The 25,911-nt window shown below is 41.3% G+C and carries 18 protein-coding genes and 1 pseudogene; 8 read left to right on the top strand and 11 right to left on the bottom strand.

The genetic code is table 11. The features are described from left to right. Positions 1 to 146 precede the first annotated feature (146 nt). A complete protein-coding gene (locus tag GNF10_RS04935; RefSeq protein ID WP_185581045.1) occupies positions 147 to 1,505 on the bottom strand; it encodes an ATP-binding protein in 1,359 nt (452 codons plus the stop codon). A gap of 315 nt (positions 1,506 to 1,820) precedes the next feature. Between GNF10_RS04935 and GNF10_RS04930 the strand changes: the two genes are divergently transcribed. Next, positions 1,821 to 2,612, top strand: a complete 792-nt coding sequence (locus tag GNF10_RS04930) for a Uma2 family endonuclease (RefSeq protein WP_185581044.1) — start codon at positions 1,821 to 1,823, stop codon at positions 2,610 to 2,612. 101 nt (positions 2,613 to 2,713) lie between these two features. After that, positions 2,714 to 3,847 carry an S-layer homology domain-containing protein gene (locus tag GNF10_RS04925; RefSeq protein ID WP_185581043.1) on the top strand — a complete coding sequence of 378 codons (1,134 nt, stop codon included), beginning with the start codon at positions 2,714 to 2,716 and terminating at the stop codon, positions 3,845 to 3,847. A gap of 246 nt (positions 3,848 to 4,093) precedes the next feature. Here GNF10_RS04925 and GNF10_RS04920 read toward each other — a convergent pair whose 3' ends face one another. Beyond that, positions 4,094 to 4,531, bottom strand: coding sequence for a CAAD domain-containing protein (locus GNF10_RS04920; RefSeq protein WP_185581042.1), 438 nt, complete (start codon positions 4,529 to 4,531; stop codon positions 4,094 to 4,096). Positions 4,532 to 5,475: 944 nt separating this feature from the next. Here GNF10_RS04920 and GNF10_RS04915 point away from each other — a divergent pair. Then, a complete protein-coding gene (locus tag GNF10_RS04915) occupies positions 5,476 to 7,200 on the top strand; it encodes an ATP-binding protein (RefSeq protein WP_185581041.1) in 1,725 nt (574 codons plus the stop codon). A 138-nt stretch (positions 7,201 to 7,338) separates the two neighbouring features. On the opposite strand, the gene GNF10_RS04910 is transcribed toward GNF10_RS04915, so the two are convergent. The 4 genes from GNF10_RS04910 to GNF10_RS04895 all read right to left on the bottom strand — a co-directional run bounded on the left by GNF10_RS04910 (position 7,339) and on the right by GNF10_RS04895 (position 9,973). Then, entirely contained in the window at positions 7,339 to 8,052 is a 714-nt protein-coding gene (locus GNF10_RS04910; protein WP_185581040.1) for a carbonic anhydrase, read from the bottom strand. A 15-nt stretch (positions 8,053 to 8,067) separates the two neighbouring features. Further along, complete coding sequence (locus tag GNF10_RS04905; RefSeq protein WP_069068948.1) at positions 8,068 to 8,379, bottom strand: P-II family nitrogen regulator; 312 nt, start codon at positions 8,377 to 8,379, stop codon at positions 8,068 to 8,070. Positions 8,380 to 8,383: 4 nt separating this feature from the next. Continuing rightward, complete coding sequence (locus GNF10_RS04900; RefSeq protein ID WP_185581039.1) at positions 8,384 to 9,352, bottom strand: sodium-dependent bicarbonate transport family permease; 969 nt, start codon at positions 9,350 to 9,352, stop codon at positions 8,384 to 8,386. A 402-nt stretch (positions 9,353 to 9,754) separates the two neighbouring features. Beyond that, positions 9,755 to 9,973, bottom strand: coding sequence for a hypothetical protein (locus GNF10_RS04895; protein WP_311774105.1), 219 nt, complete (start codon positions 9,971 to 9,973; stop codon positions 9,755 to 9,757). Positions 9,974 to 10,163: 190 nt separating this feature from the next. On the opposite strand from GNF10_RS04895, the gene pcrA reads away from it, so the two are divergent. After that, on the top strand, positions 10,164 to 12,488 hold the full coding sequence (pcrA, locus tag GNF10_RS04890) for a DNA helicase PcrA (protein WP_185581050.1): 2,325 nt from the start codon (positions 10,164 to 10,166) through the stop codon (positions 12,486 to 12,488). Positions 12,489 to 13,342: 854 nt separating this feature from the next. On the opposite strand, the gene GNF10_RS04885 is transcribed toward pcrA, so the two are convergent. Further along, positions 13,343 to 13,636 carry an antibiotic biosynthesis monooxygenase gene (locus tag GNF10_RS04885; protein WP_185592819.1) on the bottom strand — a complete coding sequence of 98 codons (294 nt, stop codon included), beginning with the start codon at positions 13,634 to 13,636 and terminating at the stop codon, positions 13,343 to 13,345. A gap of 536 nt (positions 13,637 to 14,172) precedes the next feature. Here GNF10_RS04885 and GNF10_RS04880 point away from each other — a divergent pair. Further along, positions 14,173 to 14,706, top strand: coding sequence for a group 1 truncated hemoglobin (locus GNF10_RS04880; protein WP_260446276.1), 534 nt, complete (start codon positions 14,173 to 14,175; stop codon positions 14,704 to 14,706). A gap of 106 nt (positions 14,707 to 14,812) precedes the next feature. On the opposite strand, the pseudogene GNF10_RS38355 reads toward GNF10_RS04880, so the two are convergent. From GNF10_RS38355 to GNF10_RS04870, 3 genes and pseudogenes are all read right to left on the bottom strand, one after another. After that, a pseudogene (locus tag GNF10_RS38355) lies at positions 14,813 to 14,958 on the bottom strand (antibiotic biosynthesis monooxygenase); the annotation flags it as partial. A 9-nt stretch (positions 14,959 to 14,967) separates the two neighbouring features. Continuing rightward, on the bottom strand, positions 14,968 to 16,293 hold the full coding sequence (locus GNF10_RS04875) for an MATE family efflux transporter (RefSeq protein ID WP_311774104.1): 1,326 nt from the start codon (positions 16,291 to 16,293) through the stop codon (positions 14,968 to 14,970). Between the two features lie 485 nt (positions 16,294 to 16,778). Continuing rightward, positions 16,779 to 17,696, bottom strand: coding sequence for a metallophosphoesterase (locus tag GNF10_RS04870; protein WP_185586134.1), 918 nt, complete (start codon positions 17,694 to 17,696; stop codon positions 16,779 to 16,781). Between the two features lie 135 nt (positions 17,697 to 17,831). On the opposite strand from GNF10_RS04870, the gene GNF10_RS04865 reads away from it, so the two are divergent. Together GNF10_RS04865 and GNF10_RS04860 are read left to right on the top strand one after the other, a co-directional pair. Beyond that, positions 17,832 to 18,683, top strand: a complete 852-nt coding sequence (locus tag GNF10_RS04865) for a hypothetical protein (RefSeq protein WP_185586133.1) — start codon at positions 17,832 to 17,834, stop codon at positions 18,681 to 18,683. 145 nt (positions 18,684 to 18,828) lie between these two features. Next, positions 18,829 to 19,662 (top strand): RimK family alpha-L-glutamate ligase, encoded by an 834-nt coding sequence (locus tag GNF10_RS04860; protein ID WP_185607124.1) that lies wholly within the window; start codon positions 18,829 to 18,831, stop codon positions 19,660 to 19,662. Between the two features lie 94 nt (positions 19,663 to 19,756). On the opposite strand, the gene GNF10_RS04855 is transcribed toward GNF10_RS04860, so the two are convergent. Then, positions 19,757 to 21,766, bottom strand: a complete 2,010-nt coding sequence (locus tag GNF10_RS04855; protein ID WP_185581670.1) for a GAF domain-containing sensor histidine kinase — start codon at positions 21,764 to 21,766, stop codon at positions 19,757 to 19,759. A gap of 94 nt (positions 21,767 to 21,860) precedes the next feature. Between GNF10_RS04855 and cobN the strand changes: the two genes are divergently transcribed. After that, a complete protein-coding gene (gene cobN, locus GNF10_RS04850; protein ID WP_185607123.1) occupies positions 21,861 to 25,907 on the top strand; it encodes a cobaltochelatase subunit CobN in 4,047 nt (1,348 codons plus the stop codon). The last annotated feature ends 4 nt before the right edge of the window (positions 25,908 to 25,911 follow it).

Here is a 25,911-nt window from a genome sequence, read left to right as displayed (position 1 = left end):
AATGACTTCGGTTTCTCTATGGCTTTTTATGAAAATGATAGTGAGGTATTAGCGAGTTTACGAGCATTGCAAATGCAGAAATGTGGTTCAAAGAAGGGGTGTTTTCGTAGCCGTGCGATGAGTTGAAATTCATAATTCTTAATCAATCAAAGCAAAGGTAATAAAATTTCAAATTCTGTACCTATACCAATCTGGGAATGGAAATTTAATTTACCGCCATGTCTCACAGTTATAATGCGATAACTTACTGCTAAACTAGTATTTTTACTATTCTTTGTTTCCAGAGAAAAAGACTCCATAATTTGCTGTTGCAATTCTTGAGACATTCCAGGGCCATTGTCAGCAATGCGAATTAATACCCAACGAGAATCTGGTGCATTTGGATTGCTTGCTTCTTGCGAAATTACTTCTGTAGTAATCTCAATCCGAGGTTTTTGAACAGTATTTTTATCTTCTAAATGTAACTGTTGCCTAACCGCTTCATTGAGCAAAATATCTACAACTTCGCTGAAAATATTCATTAAAACTTGGTTTAGCTGTCCTATAAAGCAATAAACTGGGGGTAGCTGACCGTAGTATTTGACTATTTCAATTTCTCCTTGAAGGCGGCTATTAATTAATAAAATAATAGTATCTATACTAGCGTGTAAATCTACTGGCTTTGGATAAAGCTCATCGATATGACAAAAATTTTGTAAACTAGTAACAAGCTTTTTTAATCTTTCCGCGCCAGTACGGATACTCGCAAGCGATCGCGACAAATCTTGTTCTAAAAAATCAAATTCAATATCTTCTTTAATCTGATTAATTGCCTGGGAAACTGATGGTAACTCTTGATCGTAAGCAGCTATTAGCTTGAGTAAATCTTGGCTGTAGGTGGAAACATAAGTTATGTTCCCCCAAATAAAACCCACTGGGTCTAAAATTTCGTGTGCTACGCCGTCTACCAAACGTCCCAGATTTGCCATTTTATCATTTTGAATCATTTGAGCTTGGCTGCGTTCATAGCGTACCAGATTGTCAATTCCTCGAATTTGCCAAGAAATAATATTCAATTCTTGGACATCTAACAATCTATAAGCCCCAGATTCTGTGTGTACTACAATTGGTTCTGCTAATAATTCTGGCGATCGCTTTAAGCTAAGTTGCATCGCTGTTAAAATCGATGTTGTATCAGCAAGCAGCAACATCGGTATCCGCGCATAGCTGTAGAGAACGGCTAATGGTTGCTCAACCAACAACTCTTGTCCATAAGGACGAATCAAAAATTCCAGCAGCCGCCGCCGCGAAATCATCCCAATGAGCCTTCCCTGTTCTACCAAAATTACCCCTGGTAGCAGGGGGTATTTTTCTAAAAAATTAGCCACTTCCATACCAGTGTGATTGATTTCCACTGCGAAATTGTACATTGGTAGTTCTTGGAGGGTTGAATCTAAACCCAGATCGCGATCGCTACCAAGAGACAAAAATGGCGGTGAGATTTGGTAACTAAATTCTTCTGACACTAGACACCCTGATTTTTACAAAGATTGGGTAAACAATAAGTTAATATTTTACATTCTGCCACCCTCGAAATCCGGTTTTGCTTTGGGTATCTAATAAGACTAGTGGTATATCAGGGTGAAAATTGTTCTCAGGCGGCGACAAGTAATTGGCGTGCGATTAATTAATGAAAGCAATTTAGACAAAAATTCAAAATCTTGGTGGTGAATATTTAGAGAGCGATGTCTACGACGGTCACTGAGCGCAGCCGAAGTGCGGGCTACGCCTACGCAAGCTAAACTAAAAATAATCTTTACGAAGAGTGCAAAGGTAGCGTTATGACCTCTGTAACCAATCCACCCAACGCCCTCACTCCTTTCCCTTTCCCGGATCATACTCAACTTCCTGAGTCCAATGGTACGTTCGTGAAAAATTGGCAAGAGCATCCCCAAAGCATCCTACTAACTGACTCGATTACACCTATCCTTAAACAATTAAATCCTGAAGGTGAATACTGTATAGGTCAAGACTTAGGCATTTACTGGCGCTTAACTGATCCCCCCGAAAAAGGCGCAGAAGCACCAGATTGGTTTTATGTACCGAATGTACCATTTTTGCTCAATGGGCAAACGCGACGTTCTTATGTCTTGTGGCGAGAGTTTATTGCCCCGTTGATTGTTTTAGAATTTGTCTCTGGGGACGGTAGTGAAGAACGGGATCAAACTCCTTTGAAGGGTAAATTTTGGATTTATGAGCAAGTTATTCGTCCTCCCTTCTACGGCATTTATGAAGCGAGTAAAGCCAACCTAGAAGTTTATCATCTGATTGAAGGACAGTATCAGATTTTACCAGCAAATGAACGAGGACATTATCCCATTGTTGCTTTGGGTGTTGAATTAGGTTTATGGCTAGGAGTTTATCAGAATGTGGAATTACCCTGGCTGCGTTGGTGGGATTTGCAAGGTAATTTGTTGTTGAATGGCGATGAAAGAGCCGAACAGGAATCTCAAAGGGCAGAACAGGAACGCCAAAGAGCAGAACAAGAATCCCAAAGGGCAGAACAGGAACGCCAAAGAGCCGATCGCCTAGCTGCCCAATTGCGATCGCTCGGCATTGAACCAGAAGCCTGATATTTTACTAAGAATTACGAATTAAAAAGGGCTGGTGTAAAAGAGTCATCTGTGGCTTAATTTGTTTAGACACAAATTTAACTGCTACCAGGGTAATCACGATGACAAATAAACCTCCTTCCGAACCGGAGTCATCCCAAAGAACTGCCCTTGGCTTTGATGAATTTATAGCCATTTTGGTTGCCTTCAGCACTGTCGGAGCAATTCTTTTTTGGTCATTGTCGCGCAGGGATTCTAGCTGGAATTTCAACGGGCTGCTGTCTTCTTCCACTCCGTCGCCTAGCGTTCAACCAAATCAAGTATTGCCTTCCCTTAATCCCAAGGTAGAACCAAATGTAGTCCCTAAGACAGTTTTGCCCTATTCTCCACCGGAGGCTGTTGTTGAACCCAAGACACCTTCATTGCCAACTAACAGCGCCCCTTCCCGTGCAGTGTTACCATCTGCTCAGGTAATTCCGACTCAACCCCCACAACTACAGACACCTGTACCCTCTTCAGCAGTACTTGAGTCATCAATTAAATCATCAGCGCTACCTTTAGTAACTCCAGCAAAGCAAAAATCTATTATTCCCCCGCCAATTGCATTTAACGATGTACCCACTAACTTTTGGGGTCGGCGTTTTATAGATGTTCTTTCTTCTCGTAGTATTCTCAAAGGATTTCCTGATTATTCTTTTAGACCAAATCAGTCTGTAAACCGCGCTGAATTTGCAGCGATTGTACAAAAAGCCTTTGACCAAGAACCGTCTAAGACTGCGATCGCATTTGAAGATGTACCAACAAAATTCTGGGCAACTCCAGCAATTGACCAAGCCATCAATGCCGGATTTCTCAAAGGTTATCCGAAAAAAACCTTCAAACCACAACAAAATATTTCACGAGTGCAAGTTTTGGTTGCCCTTGTTAGCGGGTTGAATTTGAAAGCGCCCACTTCACCAAATCAGATTTTAAGTGTCTATAAAGATGCTAAAGATATTCCACCTTATGCTATTAGCAAAATAGCTGCTGCTACAACCAATGGTCTAGTAGTTAACTATCCAAACCCACAAATTCTTGCTCCCAACAAAGTAGCTAGTCGGGCTGAAGTGGCGGCGATGATTCATCAAGCTTTAGTAAAACGGGGCAAATTGGAGGCAATTTCATCTCCAAGTATAGTGCGATTGCCCAGTACATCTCCAGAAACTTCGCGCACTCCCAAGGTTAAATTGTCTCCAGGAGGCTCACCTCAGCGATAATTCGTAATTCGTAATTCGTAATTAAACTAAGAGTCACAATAAGCTAACTCTAAGGATAGTAGCGTTATGGATCGGATCTAAATTCTCATCTATAACGTAATCACGAATTACGAATTGTTAATGAACTTGGCAGGGAATTTTAAGAGAAGTCTGAACGCCAACTTCCGGCATTCAGACTTCGGTGATTTGGAATTAGAGCGTATTCTTATCGAGGAGTACGTCTCATAGAGAAGCGATAATTAGATATTAAGCTTCTGGAATTTGTTTACCAACCACTTGTGATTTAAGAGTGGTGATTTCACTAGTTAACTCTTTCCTCGTTGAGGCTTTGAGTAAATAGCGGTAAACAAACCAGGCAGAGTAACCAATCCCTATCAACTCAAAAGTAGGTGCTACTAAAGGGATATCATTTAAAGCATCTAATATTGCCAAGAGTACTTTAACACCAACAATTGATCCTACAATTAAACCAACTGTTACCAGGGGTTGCTTATATTCATTAAAGAAGCTTCCCACATATTCTGGCAATGTTGCTAAAAATGTTGAAACTTGCTCCCCATATTTTAGCCATTCATCTTGAGACTGTGCGGGAGGCTGGAGTTTTGTGATGGTTCCCGTTTGGGTGTTGATCTCTGCCACTGTAGTTTCTTTGGATGCGGTTTCAGTAAAATCTTGTTCTGGCATTTTCACTCCCATTAATTTGACAGTTGAGTTTTTCTAATCTGGATAATTGCAACCAAAAGGCTGTTGGTTAGGTAATGCACAAGTGCATCAGTACAATTGGTTAAAGGGCACAAAAGGGTTTGAGTGTCCTTTAACTATAATTGCCCCGTAATATCTACTGCATCAACTACAAGGTAGACAGTCAGTAGGAGGATAGAATTCAGAAGGGAGTAGGATGTATTATAATCGTCCTCCTGAGTTCTTTTCTAAATCAACTGGAATCCTCTGGTTGTGATTATCTCATTCCGTGTCATTTGTTCATAATCGTACTAAATCTAAGTACAAATCAGGCAAAATCAGCCCACCTCTCATTTATATAAGCCTAAAAGCCGATTTTAGCCAATATTAAAGCTATCTTAAGCCGGGTTCGTCAATTAACGCATTCGTATTGATATTAATACGTAATAAAAGTTTTTGTGTATTCACATCGACTAGACTTTCAACCTATTTTATGATAAGCGTGCTGGTAATTGGGGATGAGGCAGAAATAACCTAATGCCCCATGCCCCATAATCAAACCTTTTGTTTTTTTCCTGATTGTATTAATTTTATAAGGAAGCAGTAAGGTAGACTGGTGGCTTACCTGATGTCAAGAACTAATTGCTATCAACTGTATATTGAGAAAAGTATTGTGGTAAGGAGAAGACGGTCTCAGAAAGGTCTTTAGTTCGGGAAATTATTTGTTACTGTTGAAAAAAGTGAATTCGGTTCGCTGTCAGTAAGTGTACTTAGCAACATTGCTATCAAAATAACTCATAGTATATGAGGTTATGCGAATTATCTACTAAGCAATGATTTGCTGTTGCTATAAAAGAAGATAATGTAAATGTTAATAACCAATTAAACTGTTTGTACAAGCTAAACTGATTTGGTAATTTTTGCGGGAAGGCAAGGAGGTTTGAGAAATGCCAACTCAAAAGCCAACCCTTATCGATAGCAGTTCAGAAACTAAAAAAGTGTCAGCCGAAGAGCCATCGACAGACGAACTACCGACTATAGAATTTCCCTCACGAGGGAAACTCAAAGCCAGTTCTTGGCGCATCCATCAAAAAATTGGCTATGGGTACTTTGTAGCTATCGGAATTGGCTTTTTTGGAGCGCTAACTGGGTTAGTGATTGCCAACTACTACCGGGGTAGGGAAGTAAGGCAATTCAATCAAGCTTATGAACAAGGGCAACTACTGAGTAATTATAGAGATGCAGTAGTAGGGGCGCAATTACATAGCTCTAATCTAGTTGCTGTATTAGAAAATTCCCAGCAACTACAAACCAAAAAAGCTGATTTTTTGAAGAATGTTGAAAAAGCCCAGCAATTAGAGTCAAAAATTTCTGGATTTATTGACAGCAAGCCTAAAAGACTAGCGGCAACAAGTTCGACTTTACAGACGCTATTGCTAGATTACAAGAATAATTTAAAAGCTTACGTTGAGAAAATCGAGGTCGTTTTACAGAGAATTGACTCCCAACCAGCGCAGCCTCAGCAAATTTCTGCTGCCCGATCGCAGTTATTGACAATAATGCGTGGTGAAACAGCCATGCGCCTAGATCAGCTTTCTGAAAGCTTGGCTAACATCCTGCAAACTGCTGAGAATCAAGAGCAAGAAAGGCAAAAAGCTGTTGAGCAGGCAAAAGTAGTTGAGCGATTTATCGTAATTATCAGTATGCTCGTTTCGGTGGCGATCGCAGCTATTGTAGCTTGGCGTACCAGCCGAGCGATCGCGGAACCAGTTATCACCGTTACCCAAGTAGCTGAACAAGTAGCGCGGAAACATAATTTCGATTTGCGAGCGCCCGTCACCACTGAAGATGAAATTGGCCTACTCGCCAAATCTTTAAATCGTCTGATTGAGCGAGTATCTGAGCGAACAAAAGAACTACAACAAGCTAAAGAATTAGCTGAAGCCGCTAGCAAGGCAAAAAGCGTATTTTTAGCCAATGTCAGCCACGAATTACGCACACCATTAAATGCTGTCATTGGCTTGAGCCAACTTCTAGAAGACGACGCTACCGATCTTGGTTTATCAGCAGACTTTATCACCGACTTAGAAACAATTAACGCTGCTGGTAAGCATCTACTGCACTTGATTAACGAAATCCTCGACTTGTCAAAAATTGAAGCGGGGAAAATGACTCTCTATCCAGAGACATTCGAGATTGCAAATCTGATTCATAACGTCGTCCTCACAGTCAAACCAGCGATAGAAAAAAATGCCAATGTTTTAGAAGTGCATTTTGATGAACAACTTGGAACTATGTACGCCGATCAAACTAGGATGCGGCAGGTGTTATTAAACTTATTGAGCAACGCCAGTAAATTCACTACAAACGGCAAGGTGACGCTGACAGTCAAAAGAGAAAAGGATGAATTACGACTGGATGCTCCTTTGGGGATGATTACTTTTACTGTTACCGACACAGGTATCGGTATGTCTAACCGCCAACAGCAGCAGTTATTTCAACCTTTTACCCAAGGTGATACTTCGACTACGAAAAAGTATGGAGGTACGGGACTGGGGTTGGCAATTAGCCGCCACTTTTGTCAGATGATGGGTGGTGAAATTATTGTCAAAAGTCAGCCAGGAATTGGTTCTACTTTCACTATTCGTCTGCCAATGACTGTGCAGGATTGAATGGGGCATTGGGCATTGGTTATTAATTCTTCTCCCCCTGCTCCCTGCTCCCTGCTCCCTACCCCCTGCTCCCTGCTCTCTGCCTCCCCTGCTCCCTGCTCCCTGCTCTCTGCCTCCCCTGCTCCCTTATCTCCTGAATTAAGTAATGATACTCACCCTCCCTGTATCCAAGTCGTAACGACCTCCCACAATTTTCAATTTACCTGACTGCACCTGCTCACTTAAAAGCTTTGATTTTTGCAACCGTTCAATTTGATATTGCACATTTGCCACCACACCATTCTCAACCGCGTCACCTGGCTGATTCTTGACCCTTTTCAGGGCTGGCTTAATTGCCTTCACAAAAGTACTAATATCACCGGGTAACGATTCTTTTTGTACAGCTGCGGTTACAGCCCCACAACGTTCATGCCCCATCACCATCAGCAGTGGAGAACCTAATAAAACAACGGCATATTCAATACTGCCGATCGCTTCATGTGTGGCAATATTTCCGGCAATCCGAACATCAAAAATGTCTCCAATGCCTTGATCGAAAACAATTTCTGCGGGGACTCGTGAATCCGCACAACTAAGAATCGTTGCAAATGGATGTTGAGCTTGAGCAACTTCCTGCAACCGCAGTGCAGATTGATCGGGGTATTGGGGTTGATGATCGACAAATCGCTGATTTCCCTCGATCAGCTTTTGTAAGGCGGCATCGGGAGTAAGGGATTCAGCAGAAGTTGAGGGGATTTCGGCAGCTTTCGCCTGTTCTACTCGCCAGAGTAAATCGCTGGCAGATAGCATCATTCCAAATGCCCCAGTGATTCCCAACTTCAAAAAGTCACGACGTTCTATGAAATGCTTCATTGATTTATAACTTTTTTACATTGACGCAACACATCTGACAGAGCGAATTTCCATCACATCGGAAACGTAGCAAGTACCTCCGAACTTATTAAGGAGTGGTTTGATATTTTCTACAACAGGCTTGAGTTGTTCTGGCATACAAAACGCGAGGATGTAAACATTATCAAGCATGGTCATGTCTAAATCTTCTGTCGTTCCTTGTAATCCTTTACCAGCAACATTTCGGATTACGGCATGATTATGTACACCCGACTTGTCTAAATTATCTAAAATTTTGGCAAGTTCAAAGGAATTGGCAATAATTTCTATCTTTTTAACTACGTGCATATTATTAACTCCAAAATAGGTTAATTCCGTAGAGATATAACGGAATTCCCACAATAATATTGAACGGAAATGTCACCGCTAGAGCAGTAGAAACATACAGGCTGGGATTTGCTTCTGGAACAGTCATCCGCATAGCCGCCGGGACAGCAATATAAGAAGCACTGGCACACAATACAGCGAATAAGAGCGAATCTCCGCGAGGCATACCGATCAATTTGGCAATAACTAACCCAATGCCTGCATTGAGTATAGGAATTAGTATGGCAAATAAAATTAGGAAAACTCCGGTTTTTTGCAAGTCTTTAATTCTTCTGGCAGCGACTAGTCCCATGTCCAGTAAAAAGAAGGTGAGAACGCCATAAAACAACCCTTGAGTAAAAGGTTCTAATACGTGCCAACCGCGTTCTCCTGTCAAGACACCGATTAAGAGACTACCGACTAATAGAAAAACTGAACTATTAAGAAATGCTTCTTGCAAAACTTCCGGCCACGAAAGTTCTCGCTTTCCATCGGCGGTGAATATATTCACCAAAATTAGACCGACTATAATCGCTGGAGATTCCATCAGGGCAAGGGCTGCCACCATATAACCATCAAAAGGGATGCCAAGCTCAGTTAAAAAAGCGCTAGCTGTGATGAAGGTGACGGCGCTGATAGAACCGTAGGTTGCTGCGATCGCCGCCGCATCGTAAGTATCCAATTTCCACTTCAAGATAAAAAAGGTGTAAATGGGAACAACACAAGCCATCATCATTGCTGCTGCGAGTGTTAGAACTACTTCCTGAGTCACACCGCTTTTGATTAGTTCTACCCCTCCTTTAAAACCAATGGCAAACAGTAGGTAGAGCGAAAAGAGTTTGGGCATTGGTGCGGGAATTTCTAAATCAGACTTGACAAAAACAGCAGTCATGCCTAAAAAGAAAAACAGGATTGGCGGATTCAAAATGTTGGATACAATTAAGCTCAGATCCATATCCACCCACCCTTGTATTGGTTAAACCTGAAATTAAAGAAATTTTTCATCTTTAAAAACATAACGGTTGAATCGTGATGTATTGTGTATCGCTACCCGATGTCAATTGGGTACTCAAGGAGTTAATTGTCCTATTCGTGACAATACTTATTGATTAGGTATTAAACAGCGCTGATAACAGAAAAAGTGAGAGCTTGCCCAACATTTTTTGATGTTGGATTCCCCGTCGCTGATCTTACGACAGAAAGTGTAGGGAGAACTCGCGATCAACGTATTTAGCGTAGAAAAAATTAACGTATTGTAGGGGCAATTCATGAATTGCTCCTACACAAACCTTGCTTAAATCCCACTATTTTTTGATTTACAACAGTTTTGTAAATCCTGCTTGCTCAAAAGTCAAGGTTATGATTCTCGCTTTGGCATTCCATAGAGATAATGGTCATGCTGGTGTGCCAAATCGCCAATATCTGTATCAACTGCACAGTTTTTAATCAACTGCCTCAGTTTATCCCAATCTGAGTCTTCTGGCATTGCTGGCTCAGGTGTGCGGTTTTCTTCGACAAACACAATTATCACTGACTGCCCCTCATGCCCTTTAATTGGTTCATTAGGATGAACCACACCGTTTTGGAATGTGCCTTTGACTAACAGTATAGCTTTTTTTTGCTTCTACATAAATCATGATAAAGTACCATTCTGGTTAAGAATATTGCCACACAATCTTTATTGACCAAGTTTCGTTAGGATATTGTAACCTGGGCAATAGCAACTCTCTATTGATGTGACACCAGGCAATCGCTTTTTCACATCCATGACAACAACCATCGACTTTCTCAGTCACCTTAACCCTAGTCAACGTCAAGCTGTCGAACACTACTGTGGCCCGTTGCTAGTTGTTGCTGGCGCAGGTTCCGGTAAAACACGAGCGCTGACTTATCGCATTGCAAATCTGATTCTGAAACACAAAGTTGATCCAGAACATATCTTGGCGGTTACTTTTACCAACAAAGCCGCACGGGAAATGAAAGAACGGATTCAAAGGCTGTTTGCGGAACAACTGGCAATGAAACAACACGGCCAGCGTTTTGATTTATTGACAGAATATCAACAAACGCAACTGCGATCGCAAGTTTACAAAACCACTATCAAAGACTTATGGTGTGGTACTTTCCATAGTCTCTTTTCTCGCATACTCCGCTTTGATATTGAAAAATACGTAGACGAAAAAGGACGCAAGTGGAATCGTAATTTCTCTATTTTTGATGAATCAGATGTAATAAGTCTGATCAAAGAACTCGTTAATAAAGAACTAAATTTAGACGATAAGAAGTTTGATGCTCGCTCTGTTCGCTACGCTATTAGTAACGCTAAAAACCAAGGTTTATCGCCCCAAGAATTTGAGCAAGACCAACCAAATTATCGCGGACGAGTAATTGCCCAAGTTTACAATTTATATCAAGATAAGTTAGCACAAAATAACGCTCTCGACTTTGACGATCTTATTCTTGTACCTACTAGATTATTTCAACAAAACGAGCAGGTATTAAGTTACTGGCATCGCAAGTTCCGTCATATACTCGTAGATGAATATCAGGATACTAACCGCACTCAGTATCAACTGATTAATTTATTAGTTACTAATGGCGAAACCAAAAAGAGCGAATGGCAATGGGAAAATCGCTCAGTTTTTGTTGTCGGCGATGCAGACCAATCAATTTACAGCTTTCGGATGGCAGATTTCACCATCCTGCTAGGTTTTCAGGAAGACTTTGGCGATGGTTTGGTAGATGATGATACCCGAACGATGGTTAAGCTAGAAGAAAACTATCGTTCTTGTGAAAACATTTTGCAAGCGGCTAATGAACTGATTGAAAATAACACCCAACGGATTGATAAAGTTCTGAAGGCAACGCGGGGGACGGGTGAACAGATTACTTGTCACAAAGCTGATGAAGAACTTGCAGAAGCGGCATTTGTAATTAATCAAATTAGCACTTTAGAACAGCAAAATCCAGAGTTAAACTGGGGTAGTTTTGCTATACTTTATCGGACGAATGCTCAATCTCGTCCCTTTGAAGAATTGTTGGTGAAATATCAAATTCCTTACACAGTTGTGGGGGGAATGAGATTTTACGATCGCAAAGAAATTAAAGATGTCGTCGCTTATTTAAGAGCGATAAATAATCCGGCTGATACAGTCAGTTTATTACGAGTTATTAATACTCCCCGGCGGGGAATTGGCAAAACCACTATTGACGCTTTGATGAACGCATCTCAGCAATTAGGGACGACTTTGTGGGAAATACTCAGCGATGAAACATCAGTTAATACATTAGCTGGACGGGCGACAAAAGCTGTAAATAACTTTGCCGCAATCATTAGCCGTTGGCAAGCACAAGTCGCTACGCTTCCGGTGACAGAGGTTTTGCAAGGAATATTAGAAGATTCTGGTTACGTTCAAGACTTGATGAATCAAGGCACAGATGAAGCCACAGATCGGGTACAAAACGTTCAGGAACTTTATAACGCTGCACTGCAATTTCAAGAAGAAAACGAAGAGATTTCCCTGCGAGATTTTCTGAGTAGTGCCGCCCTCAGTTCCGATTTGGATAATTTAAAAGAAGGACAGACAGCCGTTTCTTTGATGACTTTGCACGCTTCCAAAGGTTTGGAATTTCCCGTAGTCTTTTTGGTGGGATTAGAACAGGGGCTATTTCCCGGCTACCGTTCCCTAAGCGATCCTGCATCTTTGGAAGAAGAACGCCGCCTGTGTTATGTGGGAATTACTCGCGCCCAAGAGCGGTTATTTTTATCACACGCGCGGGAACGTCGTTTGTATGGTTCTCGTGAACCTGCGATGCGATCGCAATTTCTCGACGAATTACCAGAAGAATTATTATCTACTAAACGCGCAAGTCGTCAAAGCTATACCAAGAGTGCCTCTACTCCTAATGGAAAACAAGACTCAACACAGAATTGGCAAGTAGGCGATAGAGTATTACATAAAACCTTTGGACTTGGTGAAATTACCCATGTTTTCGGAACGGGTAGTAAGATGTCTGTGGCAATTAAATTTGCTAGCTTAGGACAAAAAATTGTTGATCCCAAAGTAGCACAGTTGCAACGAGTAGAGTAAGAAGTATATAAACGACCAGATGGACTATATATATTTTGATAGTGCGTTGCTACAGGACAAGCTGTATCAACTACAAAACAAGCATTTATAACTCCAGAACATGCTGTAGTAACTAAAACTTGTTCATTTGTAACTCCAGAACGTGCTGTAGTAACTAAAACTTGTTCATTAATAAGTTAGGAAGAAGTTTTATTAACTAAAACTCCTATTTTACTTATCATTTTTGGAGTTTTTATAATCAATGATTAAATTGATTTAAATCCAACTTTAGTTTTACTTATCTAAAAACGAGTATTTGTAACTAAAACATCAACATCTATAAGTTGAACTTAAGTTGCATTAACTCCAGCTTCTTCTGAACTTATCAAAGGATGAGTTGTTGTAACTTATTCTCTTAAAACTGCTAGACGGCTACAGCAAAGAAAGCTTTGCGATGTTATGGTGTTTGCAAAGTATCTCAAATGCTTGTCTCACACACGCATTACCCTTCGTAACCCTATAGTTTACACACAAGTCAAATTATCCCCCTTAATCCCCCCGATGTATTGGGGGGAAACTGGAAAATCTTGTTCCCTCACGCCACATGCTTCAAGTCGGTAAAGCCGCCCAACGCAGTGTCTCCCCTTTATAAGGGGAGGGTTAGGGTGGGGTAAAACCTTAGTTAATCAGCTATTCCAGACTTGTGTGTACACCGTAGCCTTGGTAAGGGGAGGGGCGGTTTTGGCTTTAGACAAAACCGGAGTGGGGTGACGCGGTGAGTAACGGTCAGTAAATGAACTTAATATCGCGTCTTGACAAGGGTTTTATGTTAAGTTTGCACCAATGAGCAATGCTAAACCCTTACGACTTATTTTTTATATTTCAATTTCTTCAAAGTGTTCAACAGTAGGAAATGGTTCATAAAAATGATGCAGAAGTTTTTTCCACTCTTGATACTCAGCAGAATTTCTAAATTCTACAGTATGAGATTCTAAAGTTTCCCATCTGACAAGTAATAAATATTTACCTTGGACTTCTATACATTTATGCAATTCATGGGATAAATATCCATCCATTGAGGAAATAATTTTAGAAGCTTTTTTGAAAGCAGCTTCAAACTCTGATTCTAGACCAGATTTGACATTAAGAATAACTGCCTCAAGAATCATAAAGTTTTGCGGTGACAATTGGACTAATGTTATTTAGTATAATTTTAAGCATATTTACTCATGAAAATGTGAGCATTAACTTTGTTTTTGAAGATGAACTGATTTTCTAAGCAAACCTTTCAATAAATTATATGTATTTTAAAAAGTCGAAAAAGTAGGAAACGTAAGTTTTTTATTCTAATAATTAAATATTTGTGAGATCAGTGGTAGTATACTTCTTGCTTGATCAATCAAACAGAACTTGTTTTAAAAGTAAGTGCTTTTAAAACAAGTTCTGTTTGGGCGCAATATTTCCTAAAAATGCGTGTTCTATATTTCAGGCATTGCTATTAAAAAGATGAGAAAGTCTTTGATTTTCTCAGAAATTTACTATGGAATAAAGTCAGAACTACAAAGTTTTCGAGACATTCCATACAAATTTTAGTAGTCATAAATTCGGTTGTTTTTTAGGCTTCATCTTTGTAGCCGAATTTTATTGTGTGAATTAACAAAACTGATCCAGCATCAAACTTAACAGAGGGGCTTTGACGATGAAAATGCAAAACCTATTTCCAAAAGTTTTCGGATTAACATTGCTTTGTATCACAATCATGGTTGTGACTATTTTCAGGTTAAGCCCTAGTTTGGCTATTTCCACGACAACACCGCCAGATCAACTATCAGCAGAGGAAGTGACTATAGCCCATAATTCAGCAGGAGGCTCTCTCTATAATAGATTAGGAGGCTACAATGCAATTGCCGCAGTCATTGACGATTCCGCAGAAAAGATATTTGCTGACCCATTGATTGGTAAATACTTTATTGGCTTGAGTACCAACTCAAAACAGCGACTGCGTGAGTTGCTGATAGCTCAATTCTGCCAAGCAGCAGGTGGCCCTTGTGTGTATACTGGGCGGACTATGAAGCTTTCTCATACTGGAATTGGCGAAGGTCTCACTAATGGTGAATTTTATGCTTTTGTTAATGATATAGCGCTAGCCCTTGATAAAAATGGGGTCAAGCAACCAGAGAAAAACCAAGTGCTGGAATTTGCCAATAGTCTTAGAGACCAGATTGTTGAAAAGTTATAGACGGGCATGAAGAAAGATTGTTGACCCAAAAGTAGAGCAGTTGTAATGAGTAGAGTAATGCAATCGCAGAACCCCGATTTTTCAAAGAAGTCAGGGTTCTTATTTTTCATATTTCAATTTCTTCAAAGTGTTCAACAGTAGGAAATGGCTCATAAAATGATGTAGAAGTTTTTTCCACTCTTGATACTCAGCAGAATTTCTAAATCCTACAGTATGAGATTCTAAAGTTTCCCATTTTACAAGTAATAAGTAAGCTATCCATTACCCGTGGCTAGTTGTTTTCTTGCTAAACCGCCAAGTCATGACTATTGCAGCGATCGCTAAACCAATAGCTAGTCCCCACCAAAGACCAATAGCTCCATACCCCGACCAGATTCCAAAAGTATAACCAGTCAATAAACCAACGCACCAATAAGCAAAAATCCCAATAAACATCGGAATTCGAGTGTCTTTTAGTCCGCGTAATGCTGCCCCCGCAGTAACTTGCACACCGTCAAATATTTGAAAAATCGCTGCCACTCCCAGCAATTTCACTGCGAGGACAACCACATCTGCATTGTTTGGATCGTTAATGTCAATATAAAGAGAAATAATTGACTTTGGTACTAACCAAAATGTCATGCCTACTACAGCCATAGATAAAGCTGCAATAGCAATACCTACATATCCAGCCAGACGAGTAGCAAGCAGTTCATTTTGTCCAACTAACTGCCCAACACGTACTGTTGTCGCTAGAGAAATGCCTACTGCCATCTGGAATGATATCGAAATTGTTTGTAAAGCAATTTGATGGGCAGCAAGAGCGTTTGTTCCTAATTGTCCTATTATGAAAGTAACAACGGTGAACAGTCCCCCTTCGACTGCAATCAGCCCTCCAATTGGCAATCCAACCTGAAAAATCTCACTAATGATCCGGCGATGCTCTAGGGAAAAAGCTTTTTTAGATAAAGGTCGAAAAATACCGTAAACTGCAAACCGAGGCTGATTACATATATAAACTATCAAAGCAACAAACATACTCCAAAGTGAGAATGTGCTTGCCCAACCGATACCAGCTAAACCCAGTGCAGGGAATCCCAGTTTGCCAAACATCAGCACATAGTTAGCTGTGAAGTTGAGCAGAGTACCCAAAACCACAGTTACCATCACTAATTTCGGTTGAAATAGAGCAGCAAGAAAGCTTTTAAGTACTGCAAAGCCTAAAGCAGGAATAAAACCCAGTGCGATCGCTCTTAAATAAATCTCTGCTAGTACTACTGTGTTAGCATTCTGCCCTAGTAGAAGTAGTAAAGCACCTCCATTGTAAATCAGTAATGTAGTTGGTATTCCTAGTACCAGAGCTATCCCTAGTCCAAGCCGGACAATTGCGCCAACTTTTTCTCTATTTCCAGTCCCGTATGCTTGGGCAGCTAACGGACTGACAGCAGAAAGGATACCACTAACGATCAACAGACAAAAACTAAAGAGAACAACTCCCAAACCTCCAGATGCAATAGTCTGACTTCCCAACCAGCCCATCATTACCGTATCCACAAAACCAGTTGCAGATTGAGCCAATTGTGCTGCTGCCAATGGTACGGCTAACACAAAACATTTTTTAACTTCAGAAAACATATACTTGTAACCCGATGTTAAGAACAAAGGGTTTTTCCAAATCTAAACCCATATTCAGAAGATGTTTGCTGCTCCTGTGAAATATATCTTAATGGAGTAAGAGGATTCGCGTTACAGTCTTACGGAGGAAAGACTAACGGGAGATGAATTGCGACCAGGTAACAATGAACGCGACAGTAAAAACACGTTTGCCCTGGCGAATGGAATAGAGCCTCCGGCACGCTGACGCGTTAAGCGAAGCTATGCCGTTGGCGCAGCCTCTCGTAGAGAAGGCTTTACGCGGCTATACAAACAAAACCCACCTCCGTGGGTTTCAAATTCTTCGAGTCCGCGTAGCCGCGATTTCTAATCGCTTGGTATATTTGCTTTTTGTAAAAGTATTTTATATAGCATTTGATGCTTGGTACGATTCTAAAGTATTCTTGAGTGCAGAAGTAAGTTCTTGCTGAGTCATAGAACTAAACTGATTTTAATTGAATAATGCCTTTATCAAATACGCGATTATTAGTAGCGATCGCACTTATTTCTATTCTATCTTTATACACCTCATAAGAGGCAAAACTTAAATCACTGGTAGAATACCCTGTCCACTCAGAACGCCCTACAGGACGATTACCAGCACCTGCACCACAAATTAAGTAAGTTGTCCCATCAATAGCACGAGTGCGTTCATAATTGTGTTCGTGACCATTGATGTAAAGTTGAACGCCGTATTTTTTAAATAGAGGAGTGAAAGTTTTAGTAAAATCTGGATTACTCCCATACTGACCCGATGAATAAATCGGATGATGGCCAAATACGACTTTCCAAGGAGCTTTACTAAGACTTAATTCTTTTTCTAACCAATTTAACTGGTTTTTCCAATCAGCATTACCGTTAGTATCTAAAGCGAAAAATTGTACTTGATTACGTTTAAATGTATAGTAACGTCCCTTCATATTAAAGCCAGCATATTTGACTTGGGGATCGCCATTGGCAGTACGAATATCGTGATTACCTAAACAAGCATAAAATTTCACACCTTGCTTGAGTAAACCTTGATAAGGACGCTCAAAAACTGCACCAATTTTCTCAATTTCGCCGTTATTGTAAATGTTATCTCCAGCTAAAACGACTAAATCATAAGGATTTTGTTTATGATATGCATTCATCGCTCCAGCCACAGCATACTGTCCTTTAGCTCCAGTCCCCGTATCAGCTACAGACACAAAACGTAATAACAAGTCTTTTTTGCTTGGGTTAGCAGCTATAGCTGTTGTTGAATCGCCAATATCAGCACTTTGATGATTTTGATGAGCTAACATCCAGCTTAAAAATCCTGTACCAATGGTGCTGACGCTACTTAAAAATAAAAATTGACGGCGTTTCAGTTTCATAAGTCACCAAATTTAATAAATAGTCAGTTTAGCTGAAGCAATGTGCAACGAAGTGATACATTAAGGCAAAAGAAGGCAGCACCAGTAATAATGTACGTTGTTTGTCTTTGATTCGCTGCTTTTGGTGAAAGTTCCATGTCACAAGACAATCAGTCAAAACCGACGGATGAGCAAGTAACTCAACCTCCCCAAAAACCTTACCAGAGAGTTCAGCCATTTTGGAAGGCTAAAATTATCCAAGTTCTCCGAGGGACGATTGGGGTTTTAGAAGTAACGGTGGACAAACTGGAGACAGCACCCCCATCAGGTACTAAGGAAACACCCGGCTTTTTCCAGCAGCTTCAGTTGCGATGGGGTGGACTGTTAAGGACAATCCGCTTGTTTTTGCCATCAAATTTGTCAACAAAGTTATCAGATACAGCTTTGACGGGAATTGTGACTGGAATTGCTGTAATTCTCGTTTGGACAACTACAACTGTCTTTACTGGTAAACCTACTGAAATCGCAACGGTTCCTCCAGTTGAAGAGGTTCCTACACCGACACCAACAATAACTATTCCACCGGAGTCAGTTGTACCAGAACCGCAGCCGCCACAGCCACCAGAGAAAATTACGCCACCGCCGGAACCTGAACCAATTCCCACCCCAACACCAACGCCGACACCAGCTATAGAATTGACACCAGAACAAGCTTTGATTGCGGCTATTGAAAATCAGGTAGCCGAAATTAGCGATCGCATTGCCTCTGGTCTGATAAAGTCAATTCAAGCCAACTTCCGCACGAGTAACTTGATTGTCAAAATTAGTGATGATTGGTACACTCTCAAAGAATCCCAGCAAGACAAACTAGCTGCGGAGATATTACAACGTTCTCAAGAACTTGATTTTACCCATTTAGAAATTATCGATTCCCAAGATAAGCTGATAGCGCGTAACCCAGTTGTCGGTACTGAAATGGTGATTTTTAAACGGCAAACAACAAGCTAAAATAATTCGTAATTCGTAATTCGTAATTCGTAATTCGTAATTCGTAATTCGTAATTCGTAATTCGTAATTCGTAATTCGTAATGGGCTTCTCCGCCCTGCTACGCTAACTTAATTCGTAATTTTTATCTTTAAATTGAAGTATTTATGTTAGATAACCTTTCGCTATTGCTCAAAGCTTGTGAAAATTTAAATATCAGCTATGAAATTATTCATCCGGCTGAAAACTTAGTAAAAATAAAACTGAATAATAAACAACATTTTTTTTGCAATTATAGTACTCCGATAATAAATCAAGCCGTAGCACAAATTATTAAAGATAAGGAATATACCTACCATATCTTAAAGAACAAAGTTAAACTACCTCGGACAGTTGGTTTTCTTTCCCCTTTTTGTGACCTGCAATATAAAATTTACTTAAAATTTCCAAGTTTTGAAGATATTATATTAGAAATAAAAAAAACCTTTGAAACACCTGTAATTGTTAAACGTAATTCTGGCTCAAGTGGACATAACGTTTTTTTATGTCACAATACAGATGAAGTTGAAACTGCTTTAAAAGAGATTTTTAATATTAATAATAAAAAGTACGATTACGTTGCGATCGCTCAAGAGTTTATTGACATAAAATCTGAGTATAGAGCCGTTTTTCTAAATAAAGAGTTAGTTCTACTCTATGAAAAAGATATAACTAACGCAAAATTTGCAGGCAATCTCAGCCCTCTTCACTGGGATGGTGCGAAAGCAAAATATATCAATGATCCACAAATATTATCAGAGATTGCTAATTTCGCTAAACCAATTTTTGAAGAATTAGATATTGATTATGGTGGTTTAGATATCGTTTTAGATCGAGATAACCAATATTGGTTAATTGAAATCAATTCTCATCCAAATTATACTATTTTCACTAGAGACAATGGAGAGGAGGCTGTGGTGAGAATTTTTGAAAAAATGCTCATTAGCCTAGGATCAAATTGAATAGATAAATTATAAAAAAGACGTGATAAATCACCGTCTCTACAAATACTGATTATTGTAAAGACGGCGATTCATCGCGTCTCTTGCTTAACTCTTAACTCAGCACTCTCATTGCCTGAGTTGGTATCCATACAGTAAAAATGGAGCCAATACTGATGGTTGATTCTACTTCAATTCGACCCCGATGGAGTTCTACAAGTTGTTTAGTTAAAGCTAATCCAAGTCCAGTGCCTTCGTAGCGGCGGCGATAGGGTGTATCGAGTTGCTGAAATTTCTCAAAAAGTAATGGTAACTGTTCTTCGCGGATGCCAATCCCGGTATCTTCCACTTGAAAAATAGCGGTATCATCCTCCACCCAAAGCCGTAAGGTAACGCTACCACTTTCGGGAGTGAATTTAATCGCATTAGTTAACAGATTCGAGAGAATTTGTGCTACTCGTTCGGCATCGGCGGTAAAGCGATCGCGCCTGGGATCGATTTGCAAATCAAGGTTGAGATTGATTTGTTCGCTTGTTGCTTTTTTTCGCAGTGACTCCACAGCATTTTCAGCAACATTCGCTAAAGAAAATTCCGAAATATTTAAAGCTGTCTTACCAGCCTCGATTTGCGATAAATCGAGGATGTCATTAATCATTTCTAATAAATGTTCTCCACTGTCGTGGATTGTTTGCAGATAATCGCGCTGTCGTTGACTCAATTCACCCAAAGGCCAGCGCAACAATGTAGAAGACATCCCAATCACATAAGTTAAAGGCGTGAGTAATTCGTGACTGATGGTAGCGAGAAATTCACTTCTGAGGCGGTTAGCAGCTTCGGCGGCGAGGAGAGCATCACGTAGTCCAATTGTGCGTTCAATAACTCGTTGTTCGAGAGTTTGTTTTTCTTGGGTGAGGGTTTGCATTAACTCAGCTTGGTAAATGGCGATCGCTAATTGTTCTGCGATCGCAATCAGCAAGTTTTTTTCGCTATCAATCCACTGGCGTGGTTCATTGCACTGATGAGCAATCAGCAGCCCCCACAGCTTATCCTCAAGTATAATCGGTGCTGCCAACTTAGCCCGCACTTGGCTTTCCCTTAAAAAATTCAACAAACACTCTTCTAGAGCATAAGTTTTTTCGACATCATCCACAGCTAACGTAAAGCCTTGGCGATACTTCTCCCAACATTGAGAGGTTCGCATAAAGCAATTTTTTTCTGTGTAATTCAACACGCAGGTAATCGCATCTGTAGCACGGGCTTCATAGACAATATAAGCTCCATGCTGTTGGTAATCTTCTACTAAGGATTGATTATTTACTGAGATAGAAGTTGAGCGTTTCCCGTTATCCTCATCTGTAGAAGACTGGTATTGTTGAGTCTTGACTTTGGAACCTTCAAATTTATAGATTACTAATCGGTCTAATTCTAGAAACTCACGCACCTGTGTAATTGCCGTTGCCATAATAACAGGCAAATCCAAGCTTTTGCGGATCTGCGTTGTTACCTGATTCAACAACCGTTCTTGGGAAATCTGTTTTTTTAATGCATCTTCCACTGGCTGACAGATATAAACTGCCGGCGCAGTTGGGCTTGGAGGTGCTATTATTTCTTGGTTTGGCTGAGTTAAAAGATATTCTAATAGCAACAGCGAGAACTTACTTTGGAGGGTAGCATCATTGGGCCCAATAATTTGGCGATAGCGTTCGAGATTTTGGTGAGTATAGGAATCGCACTCAAACAAGTCTCTCAATTCGTGGAGAAAAGAAGCGATCGCCTCTAAATTAAATGTCAATCTAGCATTGAGTGCTGAATCAATTCCCTGCTCCTCTGCTCCCCGTTCACTGAGCGAAGCCGTTCGCGCAGCGTCTCGTAGAGAAGTGCTGCTCCCCTGCTCACCTTCGTCAAAATTTCCTAACAAAAGCACACTAAACTGCTCAGAAACCACCAACGTAAACCTTTGCCTTTGCCACTCCACAGGTATGCAAATCCGCGCCAAAACAGCTTCTGTCAGTATCAGAGCGGCACTTCCCACCGTTTGAGCCATCTGCTCCAACAATTCCCCAAGCTGATTAAATACAACAATAGGCAAGGTTCGAGAAAAGCTCAAATCAGGAGAACTAAGCATTTTTAATCATTACTGGTAAGAGGGGGCTAAATGCAGGGGAAAAGTTTGTTTTGATTGTGTAATAACCAATAGTTTAAGACGGTAATACAGCATTATGCATCGTATAAGTAGCACATCGGGTGGATGGAATCAGTCAGAGGGTTTAATTTTTATAGAACAAACTCCAGCGCCTTTCGTGTTGATTACGGCTGCTGATACCGACATTCAAACTTTGGCAGTTGCGGTTACAAAATTACCTTCACAATTTCCTGCCTTAAGAGTCGCCAATCTGTTGCAATTGCAGCAACAGTTAAGCATAGATACTTATGGAGAGCAAGTTTTGGAGCTTGCCCAAGTAATTATTTTGCGCCTATTAGGAGGACGTTCTTACTGGAGTTATGGCTTAGAAGTAGTGCAAGAAATTGTTCAACGTAATGGTAGAACCCTCATTGTAATGCCAGGGGACGACGCTTTTGATCCCAACTTAATTTCTCAGTCTACCGTGCCTTTAAGTGTTGCTAACCAGGTATGGCAGTATTTTAGCGAGGGCGGCGTAGAAAATTTTGTTAATGCTCTGCAATTTATCTCTGATAGTTGCCTGTTAACTGCATACAATCCCCCGCTACCCCGGCCGATTCCGCGCGTGGGATTGTATGAATGGCAAGTGGGGGGACAAAGAGGCAAGGGGACAAGGGGACAAGGGGGACAAGGGGGACAAAGAGAATTAGAGGCTGATCCATCCACTTCAGAACTCTGTTCATCCACTTCAGAACCTCATTCCCAATCCCCAATTCCCAATTCCCAATTCCCAATTCCCAAAATTGGCATCCTCTTCTACCGCGCTCATTATTTAGCTGGAAACACTAAAGTAATTGATGCTTTATGCCAAGCCTTGGTACAGAAAAATTTACAACCAGTGCCAGTGTTTGTTTCCTCATTGCGTGAACCCGATGTTCAAACGGAGTTGAGTGAATTTTTCCAACCCAAAGAAGCCGCATCAATAGCTGTACTGCTGAATACTACCAGTTTTTCTCTAGCACGGTTGGAAAGTGAAACACCCCAAACTGAACTATGGGAAAAATTAGATGTGCCTGTGTTGCAGGTAATCCTTAGTGGCGGATCAATTGAGCAGTGGGAGTCACAATTTCAAGGGCTTTCTCCCCGCGATATTGGGATGAATGTGGCGCTACCAGAAGTAGATGGGCGGATTATTACTCGTGCTGTGTCTTTTAAAGCAGTACAAACTCGTAATCCCCATTTAGAGACAGATGTGGTAATTTATGAACCAGTCAGCGATCGCATCGAGTTCGTTGCTAAACTAGCAGCAAACTGGGCGCGTCTACGTTCCAAACCACCTCAAGAACGGCGAATTGCCCTAATTTTGGCAAACTACCCCAACCGCAATGGACGGCTTGCCAATGGCGTAGGACTCGACACCCCAGCTAGTTGTGTAGAAATCCTGCAAGCTTTACATCAAGCTGGGTATGAAGTAGAAAATCCACCTGCTGAAGGAGACGAGTTGATTCAACGGCTGACAGATGGTGTAACCAACGATCCAGAAGGTAGAGAATCACTTCCGGTACACCAAAGTGTTTCTTGGGAAGAATATCAAGAATATTTCGCTTCATTACCGCCAGCAGTTCAGCAAGGTATTAGTGAACGGTGGGGAATGGGGCAAGGTGCGGGAGGCAAAGGTGAAAGCTCTTCTCCCCTGCTCCCTGCTCCCTGCCCCCCTGCTTCTATCCCCGTTCCCGGAATTCAACTCGGCAACATTTTTGTGGGAATTCAGCCAGCAAGAGGTTATGATAATGACCCCAGTTTGAATTACCATGCGCCGGATTTAGAACCAACCCATGATTATTTAGCTTTCTACTATTGGGTTAGAGAAGCTTTTGGTGCTGATGCTGTAGTTCATGTAGGGAAACACGGAAATCTAGAATGGCTACCCGGTAAAAGTGTGGCTTTATCGAATAATTGTTATCCAGAAGTAGCTTTCGGCGCACTTCCCCACCTGTACCCGTTTATTGTCAATGATCCTGGTGAAGGTTCCCAAGCCAAACGTCGCGCTCAAGCGGTGATTATAGATCACTTAACGCCGCCAATGACTCGTGCGGAACTCTATGGTTCTTTGCAACAGTTAGAAAATTTAATTGATGAGTATTACGAAGCCGACAGTTTAGATCCTTCGCGTTTACCAGTGATTCGCGATCGCATCCACGAACTGGTGATCAAAGAAAATCTCCATCTAGATTTGGGAATCCAAAATGAAACAGAAATTTTTAAGTCTGAATCCTTAATTTTGAATTCTATCGGTGGTTATCTTTGTGAATTGAAAGAAGCCCAAATCCGCGATGGGTTGCACATTTTTGGGCAATGTCCCCAAGGAAGGCAGTTGCGAGACTTAATAGTAGCGATCGCTCGCATACCCAATCGCCATTCTTCAGGTATTACCCGTGCGATCGCTCAAGATTGGGGTTTAGATTTCGACCCCCTCACAGCCGATTTGTCAATGCCTAGTGGTGAATATTCAGTAGTCAATGGCACAGAATGCCGTACCCTCGGTGATATCGTCGAAGTCCTAGAAGAACACGCCGCCCTCTTAGTAGAACAACTAATAAATCAGGATTCAGAATTCAGAATTCAGAATTTAGAAATCAGGAATCAGGAATCTTGTAGAGACGCGATTCATCGCGTCTCTACCTGGATACGCGATCGCCTGCTGCCAGCTTTACAACAAACCGATCAAGAAATCACCCATTTATTACACGGACTCGATGGCGGGTACGTCCCCAGCGCTCCATCTGGCGCACCCACGCGCGGCCGCCCAGAAGTTCTACCAACAGGGAGAAACTTTTATTCTGTCGATATCCGCGCCATTCCCACAGAGACAGCTTGGGATATCGGTAGAAAAGCTGCTGAAACCCTTGTGGAATATTACACTCAAGAGCATGGCGAATATCCCAAAACACTAGGTTTGTCATTGTGGGGAACAGCCACCATGAGAACAGGCGGTGATGATATTGCCGAAGCCTTAGCTTTACTCGGAGTTCAACCAGTATGGGATGGTGCAGCGCGGCGAGTAGTGGATTTTGAAATTTTGCCTCTAGCGATTTTGGGACGACCGCGTGTAGATGTAACTTTGCGAATTTCGGGATTCTTCCGGGATGCTTTTCCCAACTTAATTGATTTATTCGATCAAGCGGTATCAGCAGTAGCAGACTTAGATGAACCGCCAGAACAAAATCCCCTAGCAGATGCAGTTCGCCAAGAAACTGAATTGTGGACAAGCCAAGGATTAACTTTAGAAGAAGCCTCGGTGCGATCGCGCTATCGCATATTTGGTTCTCGTCCAGGTGCTTACGGTGCAGGACTCCAAGGTTTAATCGAATCGCAAAACTGGACAGATGATGAAGATTTAGCCCGCGCCTACATTAACTGGAGTTCTTACGCCTATTCTTCGGGAGCAGGGGAGCAGGAGGCAGGGAGCAGGGGGCAGGGAGCAGGGGGAGATAAGGAGAATAACCAATTCCCAATTCCCAATACTTCGACTTCGCTCAGTACAAGTTCCCAATTCCCAATGCCCAATACCGAAGCCTTCAAACAACGCTTATCCCAGATGCAAGTTGTCCTGCATAATCAAGATAACCGTGAACACGACCTACTCGATTCTGATGATTATTACCAATTTCAGGGTGGCTTAACCGCAGCCGTGCGTTCTCTACAAGGAAAAAACCCCCAAACATATTTTGGTGATAATTCCATACCTGCCCAACCACGAGTCCGCCAACTCAAAGAAGAAATTTCACGCGTGTATCGTTCTCGCGTAGTTAATCCTAAGTGGATTGCAGGAGTTATGCGCCACGGTTACAAAGGTGCTTTTGAAATGGCGGCGACAGTAGATTTTTTATTCGCCTACGACGCTACAGCTAAATGTGTAGAAGATTATATGTATCAAGGCATAGTAGAGGCTTACTTGCTCGATCCAGTTGTGTCAGAATTTATTCAGGAAAAGAACCCCTATGCTCTGCGTGATATTGCTGAAAAATTATTAGAAGCACACAAGCGCAATTTATGGGAGGATGTAAATATAGGAACATTAGAAGCTTTGAGGAACCTAGTACATCAAGCTGAAGCAGTTATCGAAGAAAAATCAATGGTGTAGGAAA

This window comes from Nostoc sp. UCD121, from assembly GCF_014222285.1.
GTDB lineage: Bacteria > Cyanobacteriota > Cyanobacteriia > Cyanobacteriales > Nostocaceae > Nostoc.
The sequence above is the reverse complement of the archived record's forward strand: the minus strand, read 5'-3'. Positions and strand labels throughout refer to the sequence as shown.

Coding starts and splice junctions, on each gene's coding strand:
- GNF10_RS04930 (WP_185581044.1), top strand. CDS start 1,821: ATGACCTCTGTAACCAATCCACCCAACGCCCTCACTCCTTTCCCTTTC.
- GNF10_RS04925 (WP_185581043.1), top strand. CDS start 2,714: ATGACAAATAAACCTCCTTCCGAACCGGAGTCATCCCAAAGAACTGCC.
- GNF10_RS04920 (WP_185581042.1), bottom strand. CDS start 4,531: ATGCCAGAACAAGATTTTACTGAAACCGCATCCAAAGAAACTACAGTG.
- GNF10_RS04915 (WP_185581041.1), top strand. CDS start 5,476: ATGCCAACTCAAAAGCCAACCCTTATCGATAGCAGTTCAGAAACTAAA.
- GNF10_RS04910 (WP_185581040.1), bottom strand. CDS start 8,052: ATGAAGCATTTCATAGAACGTCGTGACTTTTTGAAGTTGGGAATCACT.
- GNF10_RS04905 (WP_069068948.1), bottom strand. CDS start 8,379: ATGCACGTAGTTAAAAAGATAGAAATTATTGCCAATTCCTTTGAACTT.
- GNF10_RS04900 (WP_185581039.1), bottom strand. CDS start 9,352: ATGGATCTGAGCTTAATTGTATCCAACATTTTGAATCCGCCAATCCTG.
- pcrA (WP_185581050.1), top strand. CDS start 10,164: ATGACAACAACCATCGACTTTCTCAGTCACCTTAACCCTAGTCAACGT.
- GNF10_RS04885 (WP_185592819.1), bottom strand. CDS start 13,636: ATGATTCTTGAGGCAGTTATTCTTAATGTCAAATCTGGTCTAGAATCA.
- GNF10_RS04880 (WP_260446276.1), top strand. CDS start 14,173: ATGCAAAACCTATTTCCAAAAGTTTTCGGATTAACATTGCTTTGTATC.
- GNF10_RS04870 (WP_185586134.1), bottom strand. CDS start 17,696: ATGAAACTGAAACGCCGTCAATTTTTATTTTTAAGTAGCGTCAGCACC.
- GNF10_RS04865 (WP_185586133.1), top strand. CDS start 17,832: ATGTCACAAGACAATCAGTCAAAACCGACGGATGAGCAAGTAACTCAA.
- GNF10_RS04860 (WP_185607124.1), top strand. CDS start 18,829: ATGTTAGATAACCTTTCGCTATTGCTCAAAGCTTGTGAAAATTTAAAT.
- GNF10_RS04855 (WP_185581670.1), bottom strand. CDS start 21,766: ATGCTTAGTTCTCCTGATTTGAGCTTTTCTCGAACCTTGCCTATTGTT.
- cobN (WP_185607123.1), top strand. CDS start 21,861: ATGCATCGTATAAGTAGCACATCGGGTGGATGGAATCAGTCAGAGGGT.